Origin of the sequence: Paraburkholderia silviterrae (assembly GCF_004353915.1) — a bacterium.
In the GTDB taxonomy this organism is placed as follows: Bacteria; Pseudomonadota; Gammaproteobacteria; order Burkholderiales; family Burkholderiaceae; genus Paraburkholderia; species Paraburkholderia silviterrae.
Window position 1 is genome coordinate 1 of the sequence record NZ_SMRP01000025.1, and the last position, 25,695, is coordinate 25,695.

The window sequence follows — 25,695 nt, forward strand, 5'->3', positions numbered from 1 at the left end:
GCAAGGCGACCAGATGGGCACGGTCATGCATGGCCGCTGCGGGCAGCAGGTGCTCGTGGAATATGTCAACGGCGATCCAGACCGGCCCATCGTCGTGGCGTTCGTGCCGGATCGCGATAACACGCCAGCCTGGAAACTGCCCGAGAATCAGGCGCTCTCGGGGTTGGTCACGCGCAGCCTCGGGCACGGCACCACGACCAACCATCTCGCGCTGGACGACACCGAGAACCGGCAGCAGGCCCAGCTCGCAAGCGACCATGCGAAATCGAGTCTGAGCCTGGGCTATATCACGCGCGTCGAGGGCAATGCGGGGCGTCAGGACGCCAGAGGCGAAGGGTTCGAGCTCCGCAGCGACAAGCCAGGCGCACTGAGGTCGCCTGGGCTGCTACTGACGACCGAGGCGCGGCCCGCCGCACGCGGCAGGGTCACGGAGATGGGCGAGACCAGTGCGCGGCTCACAGGCGCGCGTGACGTCCACGAGGGCATCGCACAGCAGGCGCAGCGGGACGACGCGCAGGACGCAATGGGCGATCAGGCCGAAGTCACGGAGGCTATGAAGCGCGCCAATGCAGAACTACGCGGCAAGGGCAGCGGCAGCGCGGATGAGTTTCCCGAGTTCGAAGCGCCGCACCTGACGCTATCCAGCGCGGCGGGTATCCAGTCGACAGCGGCGGAGAGCACGCATATTGCGAGCGATAAAGATACGGCGCTGACTGCGGGCAGGCACGTATCCATCGCGACGGGTAAATCGTTCTTCGCATCGGCGCGCGAGAAGATCGCCGTCTACGCACAGAAGGCAATCACGCTGATCACGCCCGGGAGGGTGCGCGTCGAGTCCCGCACAGCCGACATGGAAATGATCGCGCAGGAAGTGCTCAAGCTCATCTGTCGCGGCGGCTGGATCAAGCTGGCGTCGCCCCAGGGGATCGAACTGCACGGCGGCAATTCAGTCGTGCGGATCTCGAACGAGGGGATCACCGGCTATACCGGCGGGCCCTTCCGGATCCATGCAGCAGACCATGCGACGGATGACCCGGTGAGCAGGCCCATCGATCTACCGGCTACGCCTGAGAACCCCGGCAAGCTCGCCGCCCATCATGTGCTGGTCGAAAATGGGGGTGGATTCGCCGTTCCAAATCAGCCGTACCGCATCACGCTGGACGATGGGCAGGTTATCCAGGGTCTCACGAACGAACTGGGTGAATTGCAGATGGCGACGAGTAACGTCGTGTCGTTCGGCATGGTCGAATTCATGTCCGAGAGCATCCCGGATGACGTGATCGGCATGACAAAGATATCTGTCTACCGGGACGGAAATCTGCCGCCTCCGCCACCACCACCCGTCCCCGCGCAGCGTACCGCGCAGATCGGCGGCACAACTATCAACACACCTAATGAAGGCGCGACCACGCAGGGACAGCCCGCTCGCTATATAACGTGTGACCCGATGAATTTCGGGTTACGGCGCTATCGCATCCTGAATGACGCGAAGACTGAACAATCGCCCGCAGACCGAAGGCGGTCGAGTATTGAATATCCAGTTGCCAGGCGGTACACAGCAACGGTAAAGCCGAAGCTGATGGATATCAACTGGATCGACCTGGATGGCAAATCGTCAAAGGAGATGACGAAGGTGCTCGTGTCTGCGGTGCAGGACGCCCTGTGCGTCGCCCTCCAGGATGGCCCGTTTGGTCTGCCTGCTGGAACTTCAACCGACGTTAAGTCTGGTGCAATGCCAGCTGTAAAGATCGTCTCACCGGAAGATGTCCCTAAGTACGGCATGCAATCAACAGATGAGGGGGGGTTTATTGCGACCTATTGGTTTGTGGCTGTTGCCCAGTTTCGCATCAAGAACATCATCGACAGGTTGAGGAGTGACCATAACGATTTCTGGATCACGCAGCTCGCCGTAACGCTGTATCACGAGGCGAGGCATTGTCAGCAGAAATACTGGATTATTTCCCTCTTCAATACCAATCCAGACGACTATCAAAAATTTCCGAACATGGAGAAGTACTACAAGCAGACCGTAGACGAGCATGTCTATGCCATCGCGTCAAAGCACCCCTTCCCGAAGGACGAGCGGGTGCGCATTGAAATGCATCGCATGCTGGTATTCGAATACTACTGGTCAATTGTCAACCGACCCAAGGTTGCGGCCTATGATTTTGTTGCCAAGGACCTCGACGTTGTACAGGATGAGGTATGCAAAATGCGAAACGTCAAACCGGAGGTCGCGCAAAAGATGGCGCTCTATAACCCTGGATACCGAAGCCATTTCCATGAAGAGGATGCGTATGCGTCTGAAAAGATTGTGCGCGATTACTGGTTCAAGCCTGATACTCAGTTTCTGTGGAACCCCGGCACTTGCACAGACGACTATGTCAACACCCTTAAAGTTGTTGGAGCAATCTGAGATGAATCGAACCGTTACCGATGTTCAGCGCCATACCATCTTCCGCATGCTGGATGAAGTCATGGTAATCATGCGTGACGACAAGCCATTCAATCCGGACAGTGGCGTATTCGGGAGAGTGGATTCTACGCATACGCTGCCGGGATACCCCGGGGCCAGGTATTCGTTCGATCACGCTGATTTGCCGACAGCAACGATAGAGCTCGTGACTGCTTCCAATCCCCTCGACTATTCCGAAGACCGCATGACGGTGCCAGTCGTCCCAACATATTTCAAGCTGGATTTCAGCCCGTCAATCTATGGCATCACCGAGGACATGCTCAAGAAACGGCTCGATCTTGCCGATTACTGGATTGATCGGGATGGAGTAAGGCAAGAAGGGAACGAAACGCCGCCTCCAGGGCCTGGCTTGCTGCTAAAACCCTACCGATACCGCGCGAAGGCGCATGCGGATAGTCGATTCCCCGTCGATGTCGAGATTGTCTATGGCCTTCCGACAGGAGATGAACCGAAAAGCCAACTATTTTTCCTCACCATCGAGCGCGCCTATGCGCTCGTCACGCCTGAGGACCGCAAGAGAATGCGCGAGGAAAAGGAGCAACGCGTGCGCGAGCTGTACGGCAAACCAGAGGCCACCAAATGACCCAGCGCCTCGAACAAACGATTTCGCAGATCAATCGCGCTGCATCGGTGGCCCGCACAAATGTGCCTCGTATAGAAACCGGAATAAGCCCGTAGTTCTCTACATCCGCGTCGAACACACCACCTTGCCTCAGCGCGCAGCGTCCCCCGCCAGCTCATAGGCACCCCAGTAATACGGATGCCGATACACCTGCCCATCCTTGCCGGCAAGCATGTCACGTTCGGCCTGCGCAAGCGCGCCGGCTTTCGAAAGCGCGGGATTAGCCGCATAAGCCTCGAACACGCCCGCGGTGATCCGCGCCGCCGACTGCGACTCCACGGCCCACTGCGTAACAAGCAGCGAGCGCGCGACAGCGCGGAGATGGCGTCGCCCGCGTTCCCCGTCGCGAGCCCCGTATTGCAGGCCGAGAGCACGACCCAGTCGGCGTTCAGGCGCAGCGTCACAATGTCGTCCGCGGTGAGAATCGAGTCGGCGAGTCCATGCCCTTCGTAGGCAAGCGCCAGCCCGGACTTGCGCCAGCCCGGCACTTCGCCCGGCGAGATTCCGTGCGTGGCGAACAGCACCACGCGCTCGTTCGCCAAGTCCGCGTTCATGACCGCGCTGCGCGTGGCGCGCGTGCCCCATAGCACGCTGTCTTGCGGTGCGCCGAGCGCCGCAGCAATCGAGCGCGCTTCGGCCAGCGTTTCGGGAAGCGGCGCCACATGGTGGTAGTCGAACGCGCGCGTGCCGGCGTCGAGCGGGAACGCGCGCGACGCAGCCAGCGTAGCGGCCGGCGCACCCTGCTCCGCCGGATCGGCGTCGAGGCCGTCGAAGCTCGGATCCGCGAACGCCAGCAGCGGCCTTTGCGCATGCGGCGCCGGATACGTGCGCGCGAGCACGAGCGCCGCCGCGCTCGGTATGCGCACCGGCATGGTCTTCTCGATCCACCACGACGCGCCGCTCAGGCTCGCTGCCGGCTGCGTCACCAGCACGTCGAACGGCACGCTCGCGAGCAAGCCGCTGGTGGCCAGATAGACCGTGTCCGCGCCTGCGAATTCGGCTTCGATCGGTGCGATCAGCGCGCTGTACAACGCGGCTGCCGCGTTCAGATCGAAGCCCGCCAGTTCGCCTGGCCGCGTGGGCGGCACGCCCGCGTCGAAGCTCGCGCGCAAGGCCGCGATTTGCGTCTTGAGCGTCTCATGTGTCACCGCGAGCCGGATTGCGCGGAAAGCGCCGCCCGGATGCACCACGAACGCATAGCTCGCGTCCCGGCCCGCATAGAGATCGACGTAGACCTCACCCGCATGGAGCACCGCGCCCACCTCGCGCGGCGCAGGGATGGCCGGCGACACCAGTTGCCGATAAAGCGGGAACTGCGCGGCGATCTGCTTGCGCAGCGCCGCCAGTTGCGCGTTGGCCTCGCGTTGCGCGCGATCTTCGCGCGCGAGTTCGGTGGGTGTGTCAGGCGGGGCGGACTCGTCACCGTTGTCTTGCTCAGAAAGTCCGGCGTCGGCGCGCGCGAGCGCAAGCCGCGCCGTGTTCTGCCTGTAGCGCAACGCCTGCTCGCGCTCCACGAGCTCGCGCAATGCCGGCGTGCCGGCGGCAAGACGCGCTGCACCGTCGTTCATGGCGTCTTGCGTCGCGTCCATCTGAAAGTGCTCGGCAATGCTAAAGGCCAGCGCGGTGTCGTCGCCGCCGCGCTCGACCAGATAGCGCATCGACATTTCGAGCGCGCCATCCTCGACGTAGGCGCCGCGCGAAGTGGCGTCGTTCCAGCCCCCCTGCATGCCGACGATCGGGGAGACATAGGCGATCACGTCCGCCTCCTTCGCGGGCGTGACGGGATCCTGCAGGCGGTAGAGCATCTGCATCGCGGTGGGATACTTGTAGAACGGGCCCTGCGCGCCCTGGACGCGCAGCTCGTAAGCAATCAAAGGCTCGATGCGTTTGCTGGCCGCCTGCCATTGTCCGCGTGCGGCGAGGCTCAGCGACTCGCGATCATTAGCGCTGCTCCCCTGCTCGGCAAACGGATTGAGCGACATGATCCGCTCATAGGCATCGGCGTCGCCGCGATAGTCGCCGATACGGCCCATGGCGAGCGCGATAAGCAGACGCTGGCGCAGGCAATCGCCGTATTCGGCCGTGATCTTCGCGGGGTCCACGCGCTCCTCACCGGCGAGCGCTGCGTCGATGGCGCTGAGCGCGCCGTCGTAATCGTTGTTCGACTCACGCGCGATCGCAAGGCCGCGTTCGAGCCGCGCGCGCTGGATCACGCTGGCCCGCATATCCGGGCGATGTTCCGCGTCCCAGCTCAGTTCATTCGCATAACTGAGCGCCTCGGCGGGCCGGTTGTTCTGCGCGAGAATACGGATCAACTCGACGGCACTGTCGTAAAGCTCGTTCACCGCCGCCTGGTGGCGCTTTTCGCTGAGCGTGGGATCGTTGAGGTTGTGCCAGGCGAGGTCGGTAATTTGCTGGTACTTGAGCAGCGCGAGGTCATTGCGGTTCGCGGCAAGCCGCTCCTTCTCTGCTTGCGCCGCGAAAAAAGCGTAGGCGGGTTCGCGCGGCAGGGTTTCGAGCTCCGCAGGTGTGGTCTGCCGCGCAAACGTGCGAGCGAGCGCAAGATAGCGGTCACACTTCCTGTAGTTGTGTGATAGCGCATAAAGGAAAGCGAGATTGGAGGCCGCGAGCGAGCGCCGCCCGGCGCCGATCTTCGAGTCGTCCACGATCTGCTCGCGCACGCGCACCGAATCGGCAATCATGCCGGCCCGAAAGTACTCCGTCGAAAGCGAGTCGAGCAAGGCATAGCGTTTTTCGCCGTCCTCGATACCCGCCAGCCTGGCGTGGATCGCGCGTTCATGCTCGCCCACCGTCTTCCATGGCGTTGCCGTGGAAGACCCGGCAGCCTGGGTACTATGGGACGTTTGCGTACGTGCAGGCGAGCACGCAACGCATGCCAGGCCAGCAAGGCAAAGCGCGGCGGCAATCAAGACAGCATTGACGAGATTCAGCGTGCGGTGCGCCATCGCGCCTGCCCTCCCGAGCGCGCCCGCATCGAACCCGGACGTCGCGTGCGGTGCGCGATCCCGACGATTCAAACACTGCCGCAGCGGCGCTTCAAGCCGCCTCTGTGCGCTTGCGCACAGATGGCCGGCCTACCCCTCACTCCCGCCCCGTCACCGCCGTCGAGTACGCCACGCGATTGCGCCCTTCGCGCTTGGCCCGGTAGAGCGCCGCGTCGGCCGCTTCGATCAGCGCGGTTTCCGCAAGCGTTTCGGTAGGCGTGAGCGTCGCCGCGCCCACGCTGATCGTGAGATGCTCGCTCACCGCCGAGCCCATGTGCGGCAGCCCGAGCCCCGCCACATCGCGGCGCATCTTCTCGGCCAGCAGGCGCGCGAGCGCGCTGCCCGCGCCCGGCAGCACGACAGCGAACTCCTCGCCGCCGAAGCGCGCCACGAGGTCGCGCGGCTGGTTCACCTCGCGGCGGATCGTGGTGGCCACCGAGCGCAGCACGTTGTCGCCGGCCACATGGCCGTAGGTGTCGTTATAGGGCTTGAAGTAGTCCACGTCGATCATCAGCAGCGAGACTTCGGTGTTCTCGCGCTGCGCGCGTCGCCATTCCGCGCCGAGGAATTCGTCGAAATAGCGGCGGTTCGAGAGACCCGTGAGGCCGTCCGACTGCGTGAGGCGGCGCAGCTCCAGGTTCACCTTGAGCAGTTCCTGCTGCGAGCGGCGCAGCGCGCGATAGGCCTCGTCGCGCTGGAGCATGTTTACATAGGAGCGCGAATGATATCTGACGCGTGCGATGAGCTCCATGCTGTCCGGCAGCTTGACGAGATAGTCGTTCGCGCCCGAGGCGAAGGCCGCGCTCTTGATCGACGGCTCCTCCTTGGTGGAGAGCACGATGATGGGCACGTCGCGCGTGGCGTCGTTGGCGCGGTAGGCGCGCACCAGCGTGAGGCCGTCGGTGCCCGGCATCACGAGGTCCTGCAGGATCACGGTCGGGCGCACCTGCTCCGCCATGCGCACGGCCTGGTCGGGATGTGCGCAGTAATGGAAGTCGATGTCGCGCTCGCTCGCCAGCGCTCGCCGCACGGCCTCGGCGACGATTGCCTGATCGTCCACCAGCAGCACCATCATCGGCGCCTCGGCGCCGGGCAGCGGCTGCGCGAGCGCGGTGCGCACGGCGGCAAGCGCGGCTTCGAGCGAGGCCTCGTCGGGCCCGCCTTCGGTCAACGCGGTTTCGGCTGCGGTTGATGGGTTCGGCTTCTCAGTCATGGTTTCTGTCGCTTTTACGGTCGCTGTTTCAAATGCTTGACGTCCAGGTGCTTGACGTCTATCAGGCGCTATTACGGTCTTTTCGCAGGCGCTCTTTAAGGTGCGGGCGGGCTCGTCATGCCCAGCATGCCGTGCGCGCCCACGCGGCTCACGAGTTCGCCGGCAATCGCGGAGAGCGGCAGGATCGCGCGCGCGGCGCCCAGCGCGGCGGCCGCCTTCGGCATGCCGTAGACGGCGCACGTCGCCTCGTCCTGGGCAATCGTGTAGTAGCCCTTAGCACGCATCGCCTTCAGGCCGATGGCGCCATCGCGCCCCATGCCGGTGAGCAGCACGCCGATCGCCTCGCCCGGCCAATGCTCGACGACGCTATGAAAAAACGTGTCCACGGACGGACGATACGGCGTCTCGGCCGGCTCGAGCGTGTAGGCGAGGCGCCCGGAGGCCGTCATGCGCAGATGGTCGTTGGTCGCCGCGAGCAGCGCCTCACCCGCCACTGCCCGGTCGCCTTCGCGCGCGACGCGCACCTTGAGCGCTGTTTGTCCGTCGAGCCAGTCCGCCATGCCGAGCGCGAACGACTGGTCCACGTGCTGCACGATCACGATGCCCGCGCTCAAGCTGGCCGGCAGCTCGCCCAGCACCGCCGCGAGCGCCGTGGGACCGCCCGCCGAGGCGCCGATCGCCACCAGCGGCGTGCGTGCGTCGGGGGCCGCCGCGAACGCCTCGGGCGCGCGCACCGCCTCGACCGTGCCGTTCACGCGGCCGATCTGGTCGATCTTCGCGAGCAGCAGGTCCATCGTGCTGCGCGCCGCGGGACCCGCGAGCGTGGGCGTGTCGACCGCGTCGAGCGCGCCCGCGCCCATCGCCTCATACACGCGCCACGCGTTCGCGCCCACACTGCTCGTGACGATCAGGATCGGGCACGGCGAGCGCGCCATGATGCGCCGCGTGGCCTCCACGCCGTCGATCCTCGGCATCACGAGATCCATCAGGATCACGTCGGGCGGCTGGGCGGCGCAGAAGTCCACGGCCTGCTCGCCATCGGCGGCCACCCACAGCACGCGATGCCCGGGCCGCGCCGCGATGGCGTGGCGCAGGGCCTCCACGGCGAGGGGCATGTCGTTCGCGATACCGATGTTCATCAGGTCGCCTCTCCGATCAGGTCGTTCACTGCGTCGAGCAGCGCTTCGTCGTGGAAGCTGCCCTTGGTGAGGTAATAGTCGGCGCCGGCGTCGAGGCCACGGCGCCGGTCGTCCTCGCGGTCCTTGTACGAGACGATCATGACCGGCACGCCGCGCTGCTGCGGATCGTTGCGGATCATCGTGACGAGCTCGATGCCATCCATGCGCGGCATGTCCACGTCGGTGATGACGAGGTCGTAGTGGCCGGTGCGCAGGGTGTTCCAGCCGTCCATGCCGTCCACGGCGACGCTCACCTGGTAGCCGCGTTTTTCGAGCAGCTTGCGCTCCAGCTCCCGCACGGTCAAGGAATCCTCGACCACGAGGATGCGCTTGCGTTCGCGCGCGGCCGCCTGGGTGCCGCGCGCCACGCCCGCGAGCTGGCCTTCGCGCACGAGGCGCGCGACCGAGGCCACGAGATCCTCCACATCGACGATCAGCGCCACGGCGCCGTCTTCGAGCAGCGCGGCGGCGGCCACGTCGCGCACCTTGCCAAGGCGCGCGTCGAGCGGCTGCACGGCAAGCGTGCGCTCGCCCGCGAAGCGGTCCACCACGATGCCGCAGAGCGCCACTTCGTGGTCGGCGCCATGGCCCGCACCGATGAGCACGACGCACACGTCGCCCGAGCTCGCCTGCGCCCCGCTCGCGCCGAGCAACTGGCGCGCGGTGACGAGCCCGACGGGCCGCCCTTCGTAGATGATGTGCTGCTGGCCTTCGAGCATCTCGATGGCTTCGCGCGGCACACGCAGCGCGCGCCGCACGTGCGCGAGCGGGAACGCATAGGCCTCGCCTGCCACCTCGACGATCAGGCTGCGCAGCACCGAAAGCGTGAGCGGCAATTGCAGCACGAAGCGCGTGCCGCGCCCCGCCGCGCTTTCGATGCGCACGGTGCCGCGCACGGTCTTGGCGAAGTTCTGCACGGCGTCCAGACCCACGCCGCGCCCCGAGACGTCGGTCACGCGCTCGCGCATCGTGAAGCCAGGCAGCAGCAGGAACTCGAGCAGCTCGGGCTCGGACATGGCCGCCACGGCCTCGGGCTGCGCGAGGCCGCGCGCGACGATCGCGCGCCTGAGCGCCGCCAGATCGACGCCCGCGCCGTCGTCGGCCACAGCGATCAGCAGCTTGCCCGCGCTGTGGCGCGCTTCGAGCGTGAGGCGCGCTTCTTCGGGCTTGCCGGCGCGGCGCCGCCGCTCGGGGTCTTCGACGCCGTGATCGAGCGCGTTGCGCAGCAGGTGGCCGAGCGGCGCGTCGAGCATTTCGAGGATGTCGCGGTCGACTTGAGTCGTCTCGCCCTCGATGACGAGGCGCACGCGCTTGCCGAGCGAGCGCGCGAGATCGCGCACGATGCGCGGATACGCGTGCGCCGCGTCGCCGAACGGGCGCATGCGGCATTGCAGGGCTTCGTCGTAGAGCCGCTGCGCGAGCTGCGTGCCGCGCCGGTCGATGCGGTCGAGATCGTCGAAGCGCTCGCCAAGCTGGCGCTCGAGCGCGGCAAGCTGCTCGCGGATGCCCGCGAGCGAGGCGCGCGCCTCGGCGCCGAGCGTTTGCTCGTGGCGCTCGTGGAACTGGCCGAGCGCGGCGAGCACCTCGCCCTGCGCGCGGCGCACCCGCAGCAAGGTGTTGGCGAACGGACGCATGCGGCGCGACTCCACCAGCGATTCACCCGCCAGGCCCAACACGCGGTCGAGCGTGCCGGCGCGCACGCGCAGCATGCGGTCGCGGTCATGGGTGGCGTGGGTCGCGGAGGGTTGTGTGAACGCAGGCGGGGAAACGGGGGCGTCGGTGGCGGCTTCGGTGGCGGCTTCTGTGCCAGCGTCGCCACCGATCTCGCGGGCTAGTCCGCCGCCAGCGTCTGCGGAGGCGGATTCGCCGTACGCCGTGCCTTCGCTCCACGCCGGCGAACCCAAACCCGGCGTGCCCGCAAGGCTCGCGGCCAGCAGCGCCTCTGCGTCCGGCAATCCGGATGGCGCCGGATCGTGCGCGCCGTGCGTGCCGCGCGCGCGCCCACCCGCCGCGCCCCGCCCCGCCTGCGCGTGTGCAGGGGCAACGGAATGCGCAGCGGCGCCAGCCAGCCGCTCGACAAAATCGTCGACGGCCTCGCGCGCGAGCGGCGGCGCCGACGCATCCCCCGCCGCCAGCAGCAGATCGATGCCCACCAGCAGCGCGTCGATGCGCGCCGCATCGATCGTCACGGCGCCGTGCTGTGCGGCGACGAAGCAATCCTCCATCGCGCTCGCCACGTCCACGGCCTCGGGCAGCCCGACGATGCGCGCCGCCCCCTTGAGCGAATGCGTCGCGCGCATGCAGGCCTCGAGCGTGGGCGCGTCGGCGGGCGTGGACTCGAGCGCGAGCAGGCCCGCCGAGAGCGTGCGCGTCTGCGTCTGCGCCTCCTCGCGAAAGAGGTCGAGCAGCGACCGGCGGCTCAGTTCGTCGTCGCTCATCGCAGGCTCCGGGTCAGCGCGCCGAATAGCGCATCGGGATCGAGCACGCCCACCGAGCGCCCGCGCCAGGCGAACACGCCGCGCACATGGCGGCCCGCCGCGTGCGCGAGCGTGGCGGGCGCGCTCAGCAAGTCGTCCTTGCCGAAGTAGGCCACGCCTTCGACATCGTCGACGGGAAACGCCGTCGTCTCGCCGCCCCACTCGGCCACGAGCAGGCGCGGCGTGGCGGCCCGCGCGCCCGCTGCGCCCGCTGCGCCCGCGCCAGGCGTAGCGAATCTCGCTGCTGCGGCCGCCGTTGCGTCCGCGGTTACATCGATACGCAGCAGCTCGGCGAGCGAAGCCGCGAGCGTGAGCACGCCGCGCACGTTCACGACGCCGAGCACCGCGGGGCTGCGCCGGTGCGGCAACGAATGAATCGCGCGCGCCTCGCCCACATAACGCAGCGCCTGCGCGCCAAGCGCGAGCCACTCGGCCCCCACGCGGAACACCAGCGAGCCCTCCTGGCGTGCCGCGCCCGCTTGCGCGGCACGGCCGCCCTCGGGTTCGGGCGCGCGCGCCGCGCGCTGCGCGGGACGATCGAGCATGCGCGCGGCGGCCGCCTCGAAGACGGGGCAGTTCAGGCAGCGCACATATTGTGCGAGACGTTCGCACGAGCCGTCGCCGCGCGTGCCGATGCGGTTCCAGCAATCGTCGAGCGGCGCGGCGCCCGCGCCCGATTCGTGAATCGCGTCGTGTTCGTGCTCAATTGCGTGCATGGCGTTCAGGTGCGAAAAAGTCGCGTCACGCATCTACACCTCCGTGGCCCGGGCTGCGCTGCGCCGCGCGTTCGGCGCGACGCATCAGGCGACGCGCGCCATCCGCGTCGCCCTGCACTTCGAGCAGCGCGGCCAGGTGCGTGAGCGCCTCGTAATGGCCGGGCTCCAGATACAGCGCCTTGCGATAGTGCTCGAGCGCAAGCGCGGCGCGGCCCTGGGCATCGGCGATCAGGCCGAGCAGATACCACGCCTCGGCGTCATGCGGCGACGCCTGCGCGACTTGCACGGCGGCGCGGGCGGCTTCGTCGAGCGCGCCGGCGTCGGCAAGGCGGCGCGCGGACGCCAGCGTAGCGGCGCCTGGCGTGGCAACGCCTGGCGTGGCCGCGCCTGGTGTAGCTGCGCCCGGGAGTGTGGCGATCGGCGGAGCGACGCCCAGCGTAGCTGCGCGCGGGAGCGTGGCGCCTCGCGGAGCAACGCCCGGCGGAGCAACGCCCTGCGTAGCTACGCCCGGCGTAACGGTGGCGCGCCCCGCTGAACCTGGCGCTACGGCACCGTGAATAGTGGCCCCCTCCACCAACGCGCCTCGCAACTGCGTGGGTGCGGCTGCACCGTTGGCCGACGCGCGCACGGTGGCCGAAGGCGCCCATAGCCCGGGGGAAGGCGCGCCGGCTGTCGCCACGCCGAGGCTGCTGCCCGCGCGCGCGGGCGCCGCAAGCGGCACGGCAGGCAACGGCCACCGCGCGTCTGACGCCACCTGTGCCGCCCCCACTGTGGGCATCGTCACACCCGGCAAACCATGCGCCCACGCGGACCGCAAGGTATCCGAAACATGCGAGCCGCGCGCGGCGCCCACGTCCGGCGCGGTGAAACCGAACGCGAGCGGAATCTGCGCCGACATCCACTCATGGCGCATCAGGAGCCCCGTCTCTGCCGGCCCGACAAAGATCATGCCGCCATCGGCAAGCCGCGCGCGCAGCAGGCCGATCGCGCGGTCCTGCGCTTCTCGATCGAAATAGATCAGCACGTTGCGGCAGAAGATGAAGTCGTAGCGCACGGGATGCGCCGCGAGCCAGTCGAACAGGTTCGCACGCTCGAACGACACGGCGCGCCGCACGGCGTCGGCGAGCTGCCAGCCGTCCGGCGTCGCATGGAAATAGCGCTCGCGAAACGCCAGCGCGTCGCCGCGAAACGCGTTGCGGCCATAGACGCCGCGCGCCGCGGCCTCGATCGAGGCCGCGCTGATGTCGATGGCGTCGATGCCGAATTGCTCGTGCGCGAGGCCCGCGTCGATGAGCGCCATCGCCGCCGAATAAGGCTCCTCGCCGGTCGAGCACGGCACGCTGAGCACGCGCACGAGCTCGCCGGGCTGCGCCGCAAGGCGCTGTGCACCGCCGCGCGCGAGCGCCGCAAACGCCTCGCGCTCGCGGAAGAACCAGGTTTCGGGCACGACGAGCGCGTCGATGAGCGCCTGGCGCTCAGTGGTGTCGGTCGTGAGGCGCGCCCAGTAGGCGTCGCGCACCGCTTCGGGCAGGGCCGCGCCGCCTGCCCACTGCGCCGGCATCGCCGCTGCGCGCGATGCACGCGCGCCGTGCCGCTCGGGCGCGCCGTCCTGCGCGCCCGGCGCCACGACGAGGGCCGCGCGCGCGGCCACCGCACGAGCGAGCGCGTGGGCGCCCAGCGATTCGGCATCGATGCCGGTCTCCTGCACGAGCCAGGCGGCGAAGCGCGGGTCCACGTACTGTTGGGCGGCCATCATGGCGTGCGCCCTGCCGGTATCGAATCGCTCTGCATGGACTCGCCGGGCGCGGCCGCCTCGCGCCAGGTGGGCGGATCGGGAAAGAGCAGCGCGCGCACCCGCTCGTCGAGCAGTTGCTCGACCTTCACCCATTGCACGAAGCCGTGCGCGTCGCTCGCCACGGGGCCGAGCCAGCGCGCCTCGGGCGTCGCAATGCCGCTATCGGCGAACGCTGCGGGCGCGAGCGTCTGGGTGCGTGTCGCGCATTCGAGCAGCAGCGCGATGCGGCGCGGCCGCGCGCCATGTTCGGCCGATGCCGCAGCCATGGCCGCCGTCGTGCCCACAGTCGTGCCCGCGGTCGTGCCCGCAGTCGTGCCCAGCGTCTTGTCCAAAGCCGCCGGCGCTTTATCGTTCACGAGCACGAGCCGCGTCGACATGAGCGCGCGCGCCGGCCTGCCGAGCGCGAGCATCGCCATGTCGACGACCGGCACCGGTGCGCCCTCGTGATCGATCACGCCCGCGATATACGGCGGCGTGCCCGCGAACGCGCGCACCGGCTGCAACGGCAGCACGCGCACGATCTCGCGGGCATCGAGCGCGTAACGTTCGCCGTCCAGCTCGAACACGAGAAACAGCATCGCGGCTCCGTTCAGTGGACCGACAAGCGGAAAACCGACAAGCGGCGGCCCGCAAAGCGGCCTCCGCCGCGGCGCGCACCTGCGCCGATCGCGCCAAGCGCGCCGCTCATGCCCCTCAAGCCTCCCACGCCCCTCACGCCTCGATCCTGAAACGCGACACGCCAGTGCGCAGCTCGTTGGCCACGAGCGTGAGGTTGTCGATGGCCTGCGAGGACTGGCGCAGCGACTCCGCGGTCTGCTGCGCCGCTTCGGAAAGCTGCGTGAGCGCCTGGGTGATCTGCTCGGCGCTGGTGGCCTGCGCCTGCATGCCGTCGTTGACCACCTGGAAGCGCGGCGCGAGCGTCTGCACCGCGCCGATGATCTGCGAAAGCTGCGCGCCCACTTCCTGCACGTCGTGCATGCCGCGGCGCACTTCCTCGGCGAACTTGTCCATGCCCATCACGCCCGCCGAGACCGCCGACTGGATCTCCTTGACGGTCTGCTCGATGTCGTAGGTCGCCACCGCCGTCTGGTCGGCTAGGCGCCGGATCTCGGTGGCCACCACGGCGAAGCCGCGCCCGTACTCGCCGGCCTTTTCCGCCTCGATGGCGGCGTTCAGCGAAAGCAGGTTGGTCTGGTCGGCGACCTTGGTGATGGTCGCCACGACCTGATTGATGCTGACGGCCTTCTCGTTGAGGATCGCGAGCTTGGCGTTGACCGAGCCCGCGGCCTCCATCACGCCGCGCATGGTGTTCTCCATATGCGTGAGGCCGCTCTGGCTGGTGGTGGCGAGCACCGCCGACTGCTCGGCCACGGTCGCCACCTCGCCCATCGTGCGCACGAGATCGCGCGCGGTCGCGAAGATCTCGCGCGAGGTCGCGCCAATCTCGGTCGTGGTAGCCGCGGTCTCGCTCGCCGTGGCCTGCTGCTCCTTCGAGGTGGCCGCCACCTCGGCCACCGAGGTCGTCACTTGCAGCGACGACTTCTGGGCCTGGGCAACGAGGCTCGCGAGCTCGTCGCTCATGCGGTTGAAGCCGTCTTCGAGCACGCCGAACTCGTCGCGGCGGTTCAGGTGCAGACGCTGCGAAAGGTTGCCCATGCGCATCGAATCGTGCACCTCGACGAGGCGCGTCATCGGCCGCGTGATCGCGCGGTGCAGCGCATAGCCGGTCACGAGCGCCGCGAGCAGCACGACGCCGAGCGCCGTGGCCAGCGTGATCTCCGTGCCCGTGACCGAGCCGCGGATGGTCTGCGCGGAGTCGTCGGCCTGGCCGCGGTTTTCGTCGACGAGCGCGTTGGCCGCGTCTTCCACGTCGTGCCACGCCGCGCCGAGCTGCAAGAACGCCGCCTGCGCGGTGGCGCGCTGCCCGGGCAACTGCCGCGCGACGGCCATCAACTGTGGCAGATAGCGCGCATAGGCATCGTGAAAGCGTTGATAGCGCGCGCGGTCGTCGCTGCGAAACACCGTGCTCTCGTATTGCTTGGCGTCCTGGTCGGCCTGGCTCAGGGCGACGGGCAATGAGCCAATCACGCGCGCGATGCCCGCTGCATCGGGCTCGACAAAAGCGGCGCGCTCGACCACGTTGTAGGTCTGTCTTGCGGAGGCGCGCAGCGAGGTCGCATAGAACAGGCCCGGCACGGAATCGCGCGTGAGGCTCAAGGCCTCGTCGTCGATGGCGCGCAGGCGGCTATAGGAGATCGCGGCCATCACGAGCATCAGCACGAACAGCAAGCCGAAGCTCAAAACGATGCGCGTTCCGAGGGTGTAGCGGCCATGGGTCTGGCGCGGGAGTCCGGCTGAGCCGGAACGGGGCATGGCTGTGCTCATTACGCGTGGCCTTAACCGGTTGGCGAGAGAAGACGCCCTGCGCCCGCGCAACGTGCGCGAGCGTACAGACGACGCAGCAAAAGCCCGTCAGCCGGGCTTCCGGGGCGTAGTGTAATGCGTCCGGGCACTTTTATGGGATGAGGGAAGAACAGGATGTGCCGCCGTGCGAGCGGCCCGACGGGAATTTCGGGATTGTTTTACGTGGTCGCGAGGGGTGGCTGGCGCCTGCGGATACCGGCAGCGGACGCCGCCGGCGCTCGCGAAGCTCAGCCGGTCTTGCGCGCGAACCGCACCACGGCGTCGACCACCATTTCGCGGTGACGCGCGCGCAGCCGGGGATGCGAGGGATCGCGCCCGAACGCCGCGCCAAAGGTGTGGCGGTTGCTCACGCGATGAAAGCACATCGAGCTGATCAGCAAGTGCAGGTCGATGGGATCGATGTCGTCGCGGAACACGCCCGCGCTCACGCCGCGCGCGAGCAGGTCCTCGATGGTGCGGATCACGCTGGCGTTGCGGCTGCGGAACGTCTTGAGCCGCTCGAGGTACTTCGCGCCATGAATGTTCTCGATCGTCACGAGGCGCACGAAGTCGCGATGGCGGTCGTGATAGTCGAAGGTGAATTCGACGAGGCGCTTCAAGCCCTCCTCGGGATCGAGCTCGTCGATATGCAGGTCCTGCTCCAGCGCCCGGATGTCGCCGTACACCTTGTCGAGCACCGCTTCGTACAGCCCTTCCTTGCTGCCGAAGTAGTAATAGAGCATGCGCTTGGTGGTGTGGGTGCGCTCGGCGATCTGGTCGACGCGCGCGCCCGCGAGACCCATGGCCGAAAACTCGGCGGTCGCGACTTCGAGAATGTTGCGCTTGGTCTGCTCCGGATCGTACTTGCGCCGGCTTTCGGATTGAGCGTCGTTGCTTTCGGCCGAAGCCGCCGGTCTTGCCATTTTTTTGTGGAGCGCGAGTGGGAAGGAATGCCGCCGATTCTAGCATGGGCGCTGGCACGCTCCGCCGGGCCAGACGCCCGGGCCGGCGGGGCTTCAGGCTGCCCCGGGATCGCGCCCAACCCGGCACTGATCGCCCGGCGAAGCCACTGGCCGGCTGACTCGCCCACCCGCCAAACCGGCGAATCGGCGAATCGGCGAATCGGCGAATCGGCGAATCGATGGTCCAGCCGCCGCCTTACAGCTCGATGCGCTTGATGTCGCCCACCACGAAGATGTACGACGCGGCGCCGACCAGCGCGATCGTGCCGATGAACGCGAGCGCCCAGACGAACGAGCCCGTCGCGCCCACGATCAGCCCGACCACAAGCGGCGTGATGATGCCGGCGAGGTTGGCCGCCAGGTTGAAGATGCCGCCCGTGAGGCCCAGCATGCCGGCCGGCGCGATATCGGAAACGAGCGTCCAGCCGAGCGCGGCCATGCCCTGCGCGAAGAACGCCACCGAGAGGATCGCGATCACGGCCACGTTGCTCTGGACGAAGTTCGCGAGAATGATGGTCGAGGCGAGCAGCAGCCCGGCGATGATCGGCAGCTTGCGCGCCACGTTGGCCGAGAGACCCCGGCGCAGCATCCAGTCCGAGAACGTGCCGCCGAACATCACGCCGATCGAAGCGGCAATGAACGGCATGATCGCGAAGAAGCCGATCTTGAGCCAGCCCATGTGGCGCTCGGTGGCGAGGTAGGTCGGGAACCACGTGAGGAAGAACACGAGCGTGGAGTTGCCCGCGAACTGGCCGAGGCAGATGCCCGCGAGCTGACGCTTGCGCAGCAGCTTGCCGGCCATGCGCCAGTCGAAGCCCTTTTTGCCTTCGCTTTTGCCTTCGCTCTTGCCATCGGCCGCTTGCGCCTTGTCCGCACCGGCCTTCGTGTCGTGCTTCGCGAGGCCGCCGCCCGCCTCGATATAGTCGAGCTCCGCGCGGTTGGCGCCCGGATGATCGTGCGGCTCGCGGTAGAAGCACCACCAGACGAGGCCGAACACGATGCCCACGCCGCCCACCACGTAGAACAGCGAACGCCAGCCATAAGCGCCCATCAGCGCGAACAGGAAGGGGCTGAAGAACGCGAGGCCGACGTACTCGCCCACGGTGTACGTACCGGTCGCGAACGCGCGTTCCTGTTGCGGAAACCATGTCGCCACCACGCGGCTATTGGTGGGGAAGCACGGCGATTCGGCCACGCCGAGCCCCAGCCGGCACACGAGGAGCGCGCCCACGCTGCCGACGAACCCCTGCACGAGCGTGCACATCGACCACAGCGTCATGGCGAGGTAGTACGTGAGCTTGCTGCCGAAGCGGTCGAGAAACACGCCACCCGGAATCTGCGCAACCACGTAACTCCACGAGAACGCCGAAAAGATCAGCCCCATGAGCGCCGCGTTGATGCCCAGCTCCCTGGTGAGCTGCGGCGCCGCGATGCCGAGCACCGTGCGGTCCAGATAGTTGATCATCGTGCCGACGGCCAGCAGGCCGAGGATGCGATAACGCGCCTTCGAGCGCCGCAGCGCGCCTTCTGCGGGCGTCGCGGCAAGGGTAGGCGCGTCGCGCCCCGTCGATACGGGTGGTGCCATGTCTCTCTCCTGACTTCCTGACTTCCTGACTTCCTGACTGATTCTGGCCGAAACGGCTATTTATTCGCCGGCGTCCTGCGCCAGCATCGATTGCAGATGCGCATACATGCGCTCGGCGTCCGGCTCGAGGCCGGTGAAGAGCCGGAATGCATCCACGGCCTGATAGACCGCCATCCCGCCGCCGCTCAAGATGCGGCAGCCGCGCGCTTGCGCTGCCTCGAGCAGCGCGGTGCGGATCGGGAAATAGACGATGTCGGCCACCCACAGGCGCTCATGCAGATACTCGGCGGGCAGCGGCAAGCCGGGCAGCTTCGCCATGCCGGTGGGCGTGGCGTGAATGAGGCCCGTGGCGGCGGCCAGCGTTGCCTGCAAGTCGCCGCCCGCGCTCACGCGCGCCGCGGGAAAACGCGCCTGCAATTCGTCGGCGAGCGCCTGGGCACGCGGTGGGTCCACGTCGAACAGCGTGAGTGCATGTGCACCCATCTGCAGCGCGGCATGCGCAACCGCCGCGCCCGCGCCGCCCGCACCCAGCTGCACGACCGATTCGAGCGACACGTCGGGCAGGCCGCGCTTGAACGCGCTGGCGAACCCAGACCAGTCGGTGTTGTGGCCGATGCGCTTGCCATCGCGGAACAGCACCGTGTTCACGGCGCCCAGCGCCCGCGCGTCGTCCGAAAGTTCGTCGAGCAAGGGAATCACGGCCTGCTTGCACGGATAGGTGATGTTCAGGCCGTCGAAGCCCATGCGCTGCGCCGCGAGCAGCAACTCGGGCAGCGCGTCGACGGCGAGGCCGAGCGCATCGAGGTCGATACGCCGGTACACATAGTTGAAGTCGAGCTCGCGCCCTTCCTTCTCGTGCATTGCGGGCGTGAGCGAGCCGCCGATACCCTTGCCGATCAGCCCGCACAGGAACGAGCGCGGCTTCGTTGCGGTGTTTTGCTGGCTCATTTCGACACCTTCCCTGCCAGCAGCGTGGCCATGCGTTCGAGCGCGAGCACATAGCCCTGGGTGCCGCAGCCAACGATGATGCCCTCGGCGACAGGCGAAACGAACGAATGGTGCCGGAACGCCTCGCGCTTGTGGACGTTCGAAATATGGACCTCGATCACGGGCTTGGCGATGGCCGAAAGCGCATCGGCAATGGCCACTGAAGTGTGCGTGTAGGCGGCCGGATTGATGACGATGCCGTCGACGCGCGTACGCGCTTCGTGCAGCCAGTCGATCAGCTGATGCTCGGCGTTCGACTGGCGGAAGTCGACTTCGAGCCGCAGCCGCTCTGCAGCTTCGCGGCACAGGCGCGCCACGTCGTCCAGCGTTTCGGACCCATATACCGCGGGTTCCCGCGTTCCCAGCAGATTCAGATTCGGCCCGTTCAGGACCAGTACCGACGGCAATTGCATCAGGCGCTCCACATTACGTAACAACTCGAAAACGACGCGACAACTACGTTTCAGGCGCGGCATTTGCGGCGCATTTGCCCTGCACCGCGGCCAATGCGCTCACCCCACGCATGGCCGCCAGTGTGCCGCGCACGCACGCTCAGGTCACCCTGGGGTTTCCGAGAATTTGTACTAACTAGTTAGTTTTATTATCCTTGCAACACTCCGGCGGCGCTTGCGTGTTCAGCTTGCTTTCCCGCTGAACGCACAGCGCGTGTCCCACCGGCACACGCAAGCCTGCGCCGCCGGCCCACTGGTTATCGCTCAACCGTTGCCGCGCCACGCCATGTCCAAGCCGCCTCTAGCTTCAGCTCTCGCCCCGTTGTCCCGCTCGATCGCGACCGTCTCGATCAGCGGCACGCTCGCGGAAAAACTCGCCGCGATCAGCGCCGCGGGTTTCGCGGGGGTGGAGATCTTCGAAAACGATCTGCTCTATTTCGAAGGCTCGCCCGCCGACGTGCGCCGCATGGCCGCCGACCTTGGCCTTGCCATCGTGCTGTACCAGCCGTTTCGCGACTTCGAGGGCGTGAGCGTCGGGCGGCTGGCCCGCAATCTCGAGCGCGTGAAGCGCAAGTTCGAGTTGATGCACGAGCTGGGCACGGACCGCCTGCTGGTGTGCAGCAGCGTCTCGCCCGACACGATCGACGACGACGCGCTCGCCATCGATCAACTGGGCGAGCTCGCGCAAGCCGCCGCACGGGCTGGCGTGGTGACGTGCTACGAAGCGCTGGCCTGGGGCCGCCACGTGCGCACGTACCGCCACGCCTGGAAGCTCGTGAACGCCGTGAATCACCCGAACCTCACGCTCGCGCTCGACAGCTTCCACACGCTCTCGCTCGACGACACGCCCGATGCGATCGCTACGATTCCGGGCGAGCGCATCGGTTTCGTGCAGATCGCCGACGCGCCGAAGCTGAACATGGACGTGCTCGAATGGAGCCGCCATTACCGCTGCTTTCCGGGCCAGGGCGACTTCGCGCTCGCGGACTTCACGGCGCAGGTCGTGAAAAGCGGCTATACGGGCCCGCTCTCGCTGGAAATCTTCAACGACGGCTTTCGCGGCGCACCGCCCGCTGCCACCGCGGCGGACGGCAATCGCTCGCTGCTGCTGCTGCAAGAGTTGACACGCGAAGCGTTGACGCGCGAAGTGCCTGGCAGTACCAACGCGCAAACCGCGCCGCTCTACAACCCGCCTGCCGCGCCGGCTCACGCGGGATGGCAATTCCTCGAGTTCGCAGTGGACGACGCCGCGCGGCAGCGCGTAGCCAACTGGCTCGAAAAGCTCCATTTCCGCCGCGCGGGGCAGCACCGCTCGAAGGACGTGACGCTCTACCAGCACGGCTCGGCGGCCATCGTGCTGAACGCCGAGCCCGATTCGTTCGCCGATGCGTTCTTCCAGCGCCACGGGCTTTCGCTGTGCGCTTCCGCCTTGCGCGTGGACGACGCGCGTCTCGCGCTCGAACGCGCGGCGGGTTTCGGCTATCAGCCGTTCTCGGGCCGCCTCGGTCCCAACGAGCGCGTGGTGCCGGCCGTCCAGGCACCGGACGGCAGTCTTAACTATTTCGTTAACGAACAACCGGGCGAGCCGACGCTCTTCGAAGCCGACTTCGTGCTCACCGATGTGGACGGCCCCACGGAGGTCGGCCCCATCACGGGCATCGATCACGTGAGCCTTTCGCTGCCGGCCGGTTCGTTCGATGCATGGGTGCTGTTCCTGAAAGCGGTGTTCGGCTTGCAGGCGAGCGCCGCCGTCCTGCTGCCCGATCCCTACGGCCTCGTGCGCAGCCGTGCGCTCTTCAGCGCCGACCGCGGCCTGCGCATGGTGCTCAACGCCTCGGTCGACCCGCACACCGCCACCGCCGAGAGCGTGCGCGCCTATCACGGCACCGGCCTGAATCACGTGGCGTTCGGCACCGGCGACATCTTCCGCGCCGTCACGGAATTCGAGGCGGCGGGTGTGCCGTTGCTGCGCGTGCCGGCCAACTACTACGACGATCTCGATGTTCGCCACGCACTGTCCGCCGAGTTCCTCGACGCACTGCGCCAGCACAACCTCCTCTACGACCGCGACGAACAAGGCGGCGAGTTCCTGCACGCCTACACCGAAACGCTCGACCAGCGCTTCTTCCTGGAACTGGTGGAGCGGCGCGGCGGCTACGACGGCTATGGCGCGCCGAACGCCGCGGTGCGCCTCGCCGCGCAAGCACGCCAGCGCTCGCGCGCCGAGCGTCAGGACGACGAACAAGACAAGAGCCTATAAGGGCCCCAGAAGCATCCCTGGCGATATCGACCGGGCAACGCGCAGCGACACGGAGCAGTCCGTGCCGCCCGCAGCGCGCGCTCGTGCAAAGCGCTGCGCCGATCAGCGATACGCCAGCAATCAATAAGCAATCCTGCAATTATTGGAGATTTACGACGATGAAGAAGACTGGCTTCGGCCCGGGTATTTTCATAGCCGCTGGCGCCGCATTGATCGCGGGCCCGGCGTTCGCGCAGTCCAGCGTCACGCTCTACGGCGCTGTCGACGACGCAATTACTTACGTCAACAACCAGAACGGTCACTCGAACGTGTACCTGCGTCAGGGCAACGTCTATGCCTCGAAGTTCGGCCTGCAAGGCAAGGAAGACCTGGGCGGCGGCACGCTCGCGATCTTCGACCTGCAAAACGGCTTCGATCCGAATAGCGGAGCGCTCCAGACCAATGGTCTGATTTTCAACCGCCAGGCCTATGTGGGTTTGCAGAACCTCAGCGTGGGCCAGCTCACGCTCGGCCGCCAATACACGCCCTACTACCAGTTCGTGGGCCCGCTCACGGGCAGCAACTGGCTCACGGGCGCGACCGGCGCGCACCCCGGCGATATCGACGGGCTCGACACCACCGTGCGCATCAACAACTCGGCGATCTACACCTCGCCTAGCTGGTACGGCGTGCAGGCGAGCGCCATGTACGCGTTTGGCGGCATTGCGGGCAGCACCGGCAAGGGCCAGACATGGAGCACCGCGCTGCGTTATGCGAACGGCCCGGTCTCGCTCGCGGCAGGCTACCTGCGCATGGACAACGCAGCGCTCACGAGCGGCTTCGACACCTCCTCGACCGCGAGCTTCGGCAAGTCGTCGCTGAACACGGGCTATGTTTCGGCGCGCGCCGTGCAGCACGTGGCCGTGGCAGGCAACTACACGATCGGCAATGTGATGCTGGGCGCATCGTATTCCAACGTCGAATACCTCGCGGGCGGCAAGTCGCTGTTCGGCACCACGGCGGTCTTCAACACCTGGGCGGCGCTCGCCACCTATCGCTTCTCGCCCGCGTTCGACGTGGGCGGCGGCTTTGCCTACACGCTGGCCTCGAAGGCCAACGGCGTCACGAGTGCCGCGCGCTATCAGCAGGTCTCGCTCAAGGAGACGTATCACCTCTCCAAGAGGACCTCGCTTTACGCGCTGCAAGGCTATCAGCATGCGAGCGGCCAGACGCTCGGCGCGAGCGGCTCGGGCGATATCGTCGAAGCCAGCCCCTCGGTAGGCGACTCGCAAAACAGCACGCCGTCGAGCACGCACTCGCAGTTCGTCGGCATGGCGGGCATTGCGTTGCTGTTCTAGACAGGCCGCCGAGGTGGGGCCGCTCGGGTCGGGCCTGACGAGGCGCAGCGCGGCCGACGAGATCCGGCCGCGCCTGACGTGTCAATCCGACGCAATTCGCCGCGCACCCGCGTCACACGGGCGCCGCGGCGCCGAAGCAGCCCGCCACTGTGTCATCCCGGCTACGGCGATTCGGCCATTGTGCGACACTGGCGCGTCTCGATCGAGCCGCCCCGGTTCTGGCGCGCCCGACGCGCCCGCCGCCATCGGCGCCTTCGACTGGCGGCGTCATGGCAGATGACGCCTTCAAGGCGCAGCGCGCGAGGCTTACGAGCCCAACCCTCAGCGCACATTCATGCCGGACGTCCCCTTATCCCAGCTACGCGCGGCGCAACCGCGCCGCCGCGGCCTCGCCGCCGCGCTCTTCTTCCTCGTCATCGCGGCGGGCGCGGCCTATGTCATCAATCATCTCGTCGTCGACCTGCGCACGGTGCAAGGCGTCTCCGCGCTGCCGTTCGTCCTGCTCGTCATCGCGCTCGTCATCGCGCTCGGCTTCGAGTTCGTGAACGGCTTTCACGACACCGCCAACGCCGTCGCCACAGTCATCTACACGAACTCGCTCGAACCGCACACCGCCGTGATCTGGTCGGGCGCATGGAATTTTCTCGGCGTGCTCGTCTCGAGCGGCGCGGTCGCGTTCGGCATCCTGCAACTGCTGCCCGTCGAGCTGATCCTCCAGGTGGGCAGCCACGCGGGTTTCGCCATGGTGTTCGCACTCCTGATCGCGGCCATCCTCTGGAATCTCGGCACCTGGTATCTCGGGCTACCTTCGTCGAGCTCGCATGCGCTGGTTGGCTCGATCATCGGCGTGGGCATCATGAACCAGTGGCTCAGCGGCCCCTCCGGAACCTCGGGCGTCGACTGGACCCAGGCGCTGGGCGTGGGCAAGGCCCTGCTGTTTTCGCCCGTGGTGGGCTTCGTGCTCTCCGCGCTCCTGCTGCTCGCGATGAAGCGCTTCGTGCATGCGCCGCGCCTCTACCGCGAGCCTGAGCCGGACAAACCGCCGCCGCTCTGGATCCGCGCGCTGCTCATTCTCACCTGCACGGGCGTCTCGTTCGCGCACGGCTCCAACGACGGGCAGAAAGGCATGGGCCTCATCATGCTGATCCTGATTGGCGTGGTGCCCACCGCCTACGCGCTCAACAAGGCCGTCACGCCCGAGCAGACCGTGACGTTCGTGGCCGCCGCGCGCGCGGCTTCGACCACGCTCGCGCACTACGCGCTCGCCACGCCGCCCGACAATCCGCGCGCGGAAGTCGAGGCCTACGTCAGCACGCAGCGGCTGCAACCCGCCACGCTGCCCGCGCTGCGCGCGCTCACCGACACCATCGGCGACCAGGTGAGCCTCTCGGGCTCGATGGCGCAGGTGCCGCAAGCAATCGTCGACAACGTGCGCAACAACATGTACGTCGCCTCAGAGGCAATCCGGCTGATGGAGAAAGCGCATACGCCCGCCTTCTCCGCCGCCGACGCCGCCACGCTGGAGGACTTTCGCAAGCAGATGGACCACGCCACCAAGTTCATCCCCACGTGGGTCAAGGTGGCGGTGGCCATCGCGCTCGGGCTGGGGACGATGGTGGGCTGGAAGCGCGTCGTCGTGACCGTTGGCGAGAAGATCGGCAAGCAGCATCTGACCTATGGGCAGGGCGCCTCCGCCGAGGCCGTGGCCATGCTGACCATCGGCATGGCCGACGTCTACGGCCTGCCCGTTTCGACCACCCATGTGCTGGCCTCGGGCGTGGCGGGCACCATGGCCGCCAATGGCTCGGGCCTGCAATGGTCGACCGTGCGCAATCTCGCGCTCGCATGGCTGCTCACGCTGCCCGCCTCGATCGCGCTTGCCGCTCTTCTATTCTGGGTGTTTCGTCAGTTTTTCTGAGCGAATTCCCGGCTACACGCGGCGCATGAATCAGCGATGCGTGAACACCGGGTCGCGCTTCTCGCGGAAGGCCGCCATGCCTTCCTTCGCATCCTCGCTCGCAAACCGCGCCCGCCGCGAACGCCTTCTCACTGCCGCCGATGACGATCGCACCAATGCTCTCGTCGGCGTCAAAACGTAGTAGCGCTTCGCCCAGCGCGTCCATCAGCGCATCGTCGAGGGCATTCGGCTGCTTGGGCCGATTGAGCGCGATCGTGCCTACCCGCCCTTCCACGCCGGTCAAAACCGGTTGCCCCTCCATCTTCGTTG

Annotated in this window: 16 protein-coding genes and 3 pseudogenes; 5 read left to right on the plus strand and 14 right to left on the minus strand. The window is 67.3% G+C overall.

Features of this window, described 5'->3' with window-relative positions; all coding sequences use genetic code 11:
• The coding region (locus EYW47_RS32060; RefSeq protein WP_205710193.1) for a type VI secretion system Vgr family protein at window positions 1-2,416 on the plus strand (2,416 nt) is incomplete at its 5' end.
• Window position 2,417: 1 nt separating this feature from the next.
• On the plus strand, window positions 2,418-3,059 hold the full coding sequence (locus tag EYW47_RS32065) for a hypothetical protein (RefSeq protein ID WP_133198833.1): 642 nt from the start codon (window positions 2,418-2,420) through the stop codon (window positions 3,057-3,059).
• Between the two features lie 129 nt (window positions 3,060-3,188).
• Here EYW47_RS32065 and EYW47_RS42185 read toward each other — a convergent pair.
• The 13 genes and pseudogenes from EYW47_RS42185 to aroQ all read right to left on the minus strand — a co-directional run bounded on the left by EYW47_RS42185 (window position 3,189) and on the right by aroQ (window position 19,832).
• A pseudogene (locus tag EYW47_RS42185) lies at window positions 3,189-6,064 on the minus strand (CHAT domain-containing protein).
• A 136-nt stretch (window positions 6,065-6,200) separates the two neighbouring features.
• Complete coding sequence (locus EYW47_RS32075; RefSeq protein WP_133198834.1) at window positions 6,201-7,316, minus strand: diguanylate cyclase; 1,116 nt, start codon at window positions 7,314-7,316, stop codon at window positions 6,201-6,203.
• A 95-nt stretch (window positions 7,317-7,411) separates the two neighbouring features.
• The gene (gene cheB / locus EYW47_RS32080; protein WP_133198835.1) at window positions 7,412-8,455 is read right to left on the minus strand and encodes a chemotaxis response regulator protein-glutamate methylesterase; all 1,044 of its coding nucleotides are present in this window, start codon (window positions 8,453-8,455) and stop codon (window positions 7,412-7,414) included.
• Window positions 8,455-10,932, minus strand: coding sequence for a hybrid sensor histidine kinase/response regulator (locus EYW47_RS32085; RefSeq protein ID WP_133198836.1), 2,478 nt, complete (start codon window positions 10,930-10,932; stop codon window positions 8,455-8,457). Before EYW47_RS32085 ends, cheB begins: the two co-directional genes overlap by 1 nt.
• On the minus strand, window positions 10,929-11,687 hold the full coding sequence (locus tag EYW47_RS32090; RefSeq protein ID WP_133198898.1) for a chemotaxis protein CheW: 759 nt from the start codon (window positions 11,685-11,687) through the stop codon (window positions 10,929-10,931). The genes EYW47_RS32085 and EYW47_RS32090 overlap by 4 nt, the downstream gene beginning before the upstream one ends.
• A gap of 25 nt (window positions 11,688-11,712) precedes the next feature.
• A complete protein-coding gene (locus tag EYW47_RS32095) occupies window positions 11,713-13,443 on the minus strand; it encodes a CheR family methyltransferase (RefSeq protein WP_240764011.1) in 1,731 nt (576 codons plus the stop codon).
• Window positions 13,440-14,060, minus strand: a complete 621-nt coding sequence (locus tag EYW47_RS32100) for a chemotaxis protein CheW (protein ID WP_133198837.1) — start codon at window positions 14,058-14,060, stop codon at window positions 13,440-13,442. The genes EYW47_RS32095 and EYW47_RS32100 overlap by 4 nt, the downstream gene beginning before the upstream one ends.
• 133 nt (window positions 14,061-14,193) lie before the next feature.
• A pseudogene (locus EYW47_RS32105) lies at window positions 14,194-15,339 on the minus strand (methyl-accepting chemotaxis protein); the annotation flags it as partial.
• 9 nt (window positions 15,340-15,348) lie between these two features.
• A pseudogene (locus tag EYW47_RS42740) lies at window positions 15,349-15,867 on the minus strand (MCP four helix bundle domain-containing protein); the annotation flags it as partial.
• 266 nt (window positions 15,868-16,133) lie between these two features.
• Window positions 16,134-16,808 carry a TetR/AcrR family transcriptional regulator gene (locus EYW47_RS32110; RefSeq protein WP_133198839.1) on the minus strand — a complete coding sequence of 225 codons (675 nt, stop codon included), beginning with the start codon at window positions 16,806-16,808 and terminating at the stop codon, window positions 16,134-16,136.
• Window positions 16,809-17,043: 235 nt separating this feature from the next.
• A complete protein-coding gene (locus EYW47_RS32115; RefSeq protein WP_133198840.1) occupies window positions 17,044-18,432 on the minus strand; it encodes an MFS transporter in 1,389 nt (462 codons plus the stop codon).
• A 60-nt stretch (window positions 18,433-18,492) separates the two neighbouring features.
• On the minus strand, window positions 18,493-19,380 hold the full coding sequence (locus tag EYW47_RS32120) for a shikimate dehydrogenase (protein WP_133198841.1): 888 nt from the start codon (window positions 19,378-19,380) through the stop codon (window positions 18,493-18,495).
• The gene (aroQ, locus tag EYW47_RS32125; RefSeq protein WP_133198842.1) at window positions 19,377-19,832 is read right to left on the minus strand and encodes a type II 3-dehydroquinate dehydratase; all 456 of its coding nucleotides are present in this window, start codon (window positions 19,830-19,832) and stop codon (window positions 19,377-19,379) included. The genes EYW47_RS32120 and aroQ overlap by 4 nt, the downstream gene beginning before the upstream one ends.
• Window positions 19,833-20,193: 361 nt before the next feature.
• Here aroQ and EYW47_RS32130 point away from each other — a divergent pair, with 361 nt between their 5' ends.
• The 3 genes from EYW47_RS32130 (at window position 20,194) to EYW47_RS32140 (ending at window position 25,386) form a co-directional block, all read left to right on the plus strand.
• Window positions 20,194-22,131 carry a bifunctional sugar phosphate isomerase/epimerase/4-hydroxyphenylpyruvate dioxygenase family protein gene (locus tag EYW47_RS32130; protein WP_133198843.1) on the plus strand — a complete coding sequence of 646 codons (1,938 nt, stop codon included), beginning with the start codon at window positions 20,194-20,196 and terminating at the stop codon, window positions 22,129-22,131.
• 158 nt (window positions 22,132-22,289) lie between these two features.
• Window positions 22,290-23,468 (plus strand): porin, encoded by a 1,179-nt coding sequence (locus EYW47_RS32135; protein ID WP_133198844.1) that lies wholly within the window; start codon window positions 22,290-22,292, stop codon window positions 23,466-23,468.
• A 334-nt stretch (window positions 23,469-23,802) separates the two neighbouring features.
• Window positions 23,803-25,386 (plus strand): inorganic phosphate transporter, encoded by a 1,584-nt coding sequence (locus EYW47_RS32140; RefSeq protein ID WP_133198845.1) that lies wholly within the window; start codon window positions 23,803-23,805, stop codon window positions 25,384-25,386.
• Here the strand turns inward: EYW47_RS32140 and EYW47_RS42515 are convergent.
• The gene (locus tag EYW47_RS42515) at window positions 25,322-25,687 is read right to left on the minus strand and encodes an enoyl-CoA hydratase-related protein (protein WP_133198846.1); all 366 of its coding nucleotides are present in this window, start codon (window positions 25,685-25,687) and stop codon (window positions 25,322-25,324) included. The two genes, EYW47_RS32140 and EYW47_RS42515, sit on opposite strands and share 65 nt — an antisense overlap.
• Window positions 25,688-25,695 lie beyond the last annotated feature (8 nt).

Coding starts and splice junctions, on each gene's coding strand:
- EYW47_RS32065 (WP_133198833.1), top strand. CDS start 2,418: ATGAATCGAACCGTTACCGATGTTCAGCGCCATACCATCTTCCGCATG.
- EYW47_RS32075 (WP_133198834.1), bottom strand. CDS start 7,316: ATGACTGAGAAGCCGAACCCATCAACCGCAGCCGAAACCGCGTTGACC.
- cheB (WP_133198835.1), bottom strand. CDS start 8,455: ATGAACATCGGTATCGCGAACGACATGCCCCTCGCCGTGGAGGCCCTG.
- EYW47_RS32085 (WP_133198836.1), bottom strand. CDS start 10,932: ATGAGCGACGACGAACTGAGCCGCCGGTCGCTGCTCGACCTCTTTCGC.
- EYW47_RS32090 (WP_133198898.1), bottom strand. CDS start 11,687: ATGCACGCAATTGAGCACGAACACGACGCGATTCACGAATCGGGCGCG.
- EYW47_RS32095 (WP_240764011.1), bottom strand. CDS start 13,443: ATGATGGCCGCCCAACAGTACGTGGACCCGCGCTTCGCCGCCTGGCTC.
- EYW47_RS32100 (WP_133198837.1), bottom strand. CDS start 14,060: ATGCTGTTTCTCGTGTTCGAGCTGGACGGCGAACGTTACGCGCTCGAT.
- EYW47_RS32110 (WP_133198839.1), bottom strand. CDS start 16,808: ATGGCAAGACCGGCGGCTTCGGCCGAAAGCAACGACGCTCAATCCGAA.
- EYW47_RS32115 (WP_133198840.1), bottom strand. CDS start 18,432: ATGGCACCACCCGTATCGACGGGGCGCGACGCGCCTACCCTTGCCGCG.
- EYW47_RS32120 (WP_133198841.1), bottom strand. CDS start 19,380: ATGAGCCAGCAAAACACCGCAACGAAGCCGCGCTCGTTCCTGTGCGGG.
- aroQ (WP_133198842.1), bottom strand. CDS start 19,832: ATGCAATTGCCGTCGGTACTGGTCCTGAACGGGCCGAATCTGAATCTG.
- EYW47_RS32135 (WP_133198844.1), top strand. CDS start 22,290: ATGAAGAAGACTGGCTTCGGCCCGGGTATTTTCATAGCCGCTGGCGCC.
- EYW47_RS32140 (WP_133198845.1), top strand. CDS start 23,803: ATGCCGGACGTCCCCTTATCCCAGCTACGCGCGGCGCAACCGCGCCGC.
- EYW47_RS42515 (WP_133198846.1), bottom strand. CDS start 25,687: ATGGAGGGGCAACCGGTTTTGACCGGCGTGGAAGGGCGGGTAGGCACG.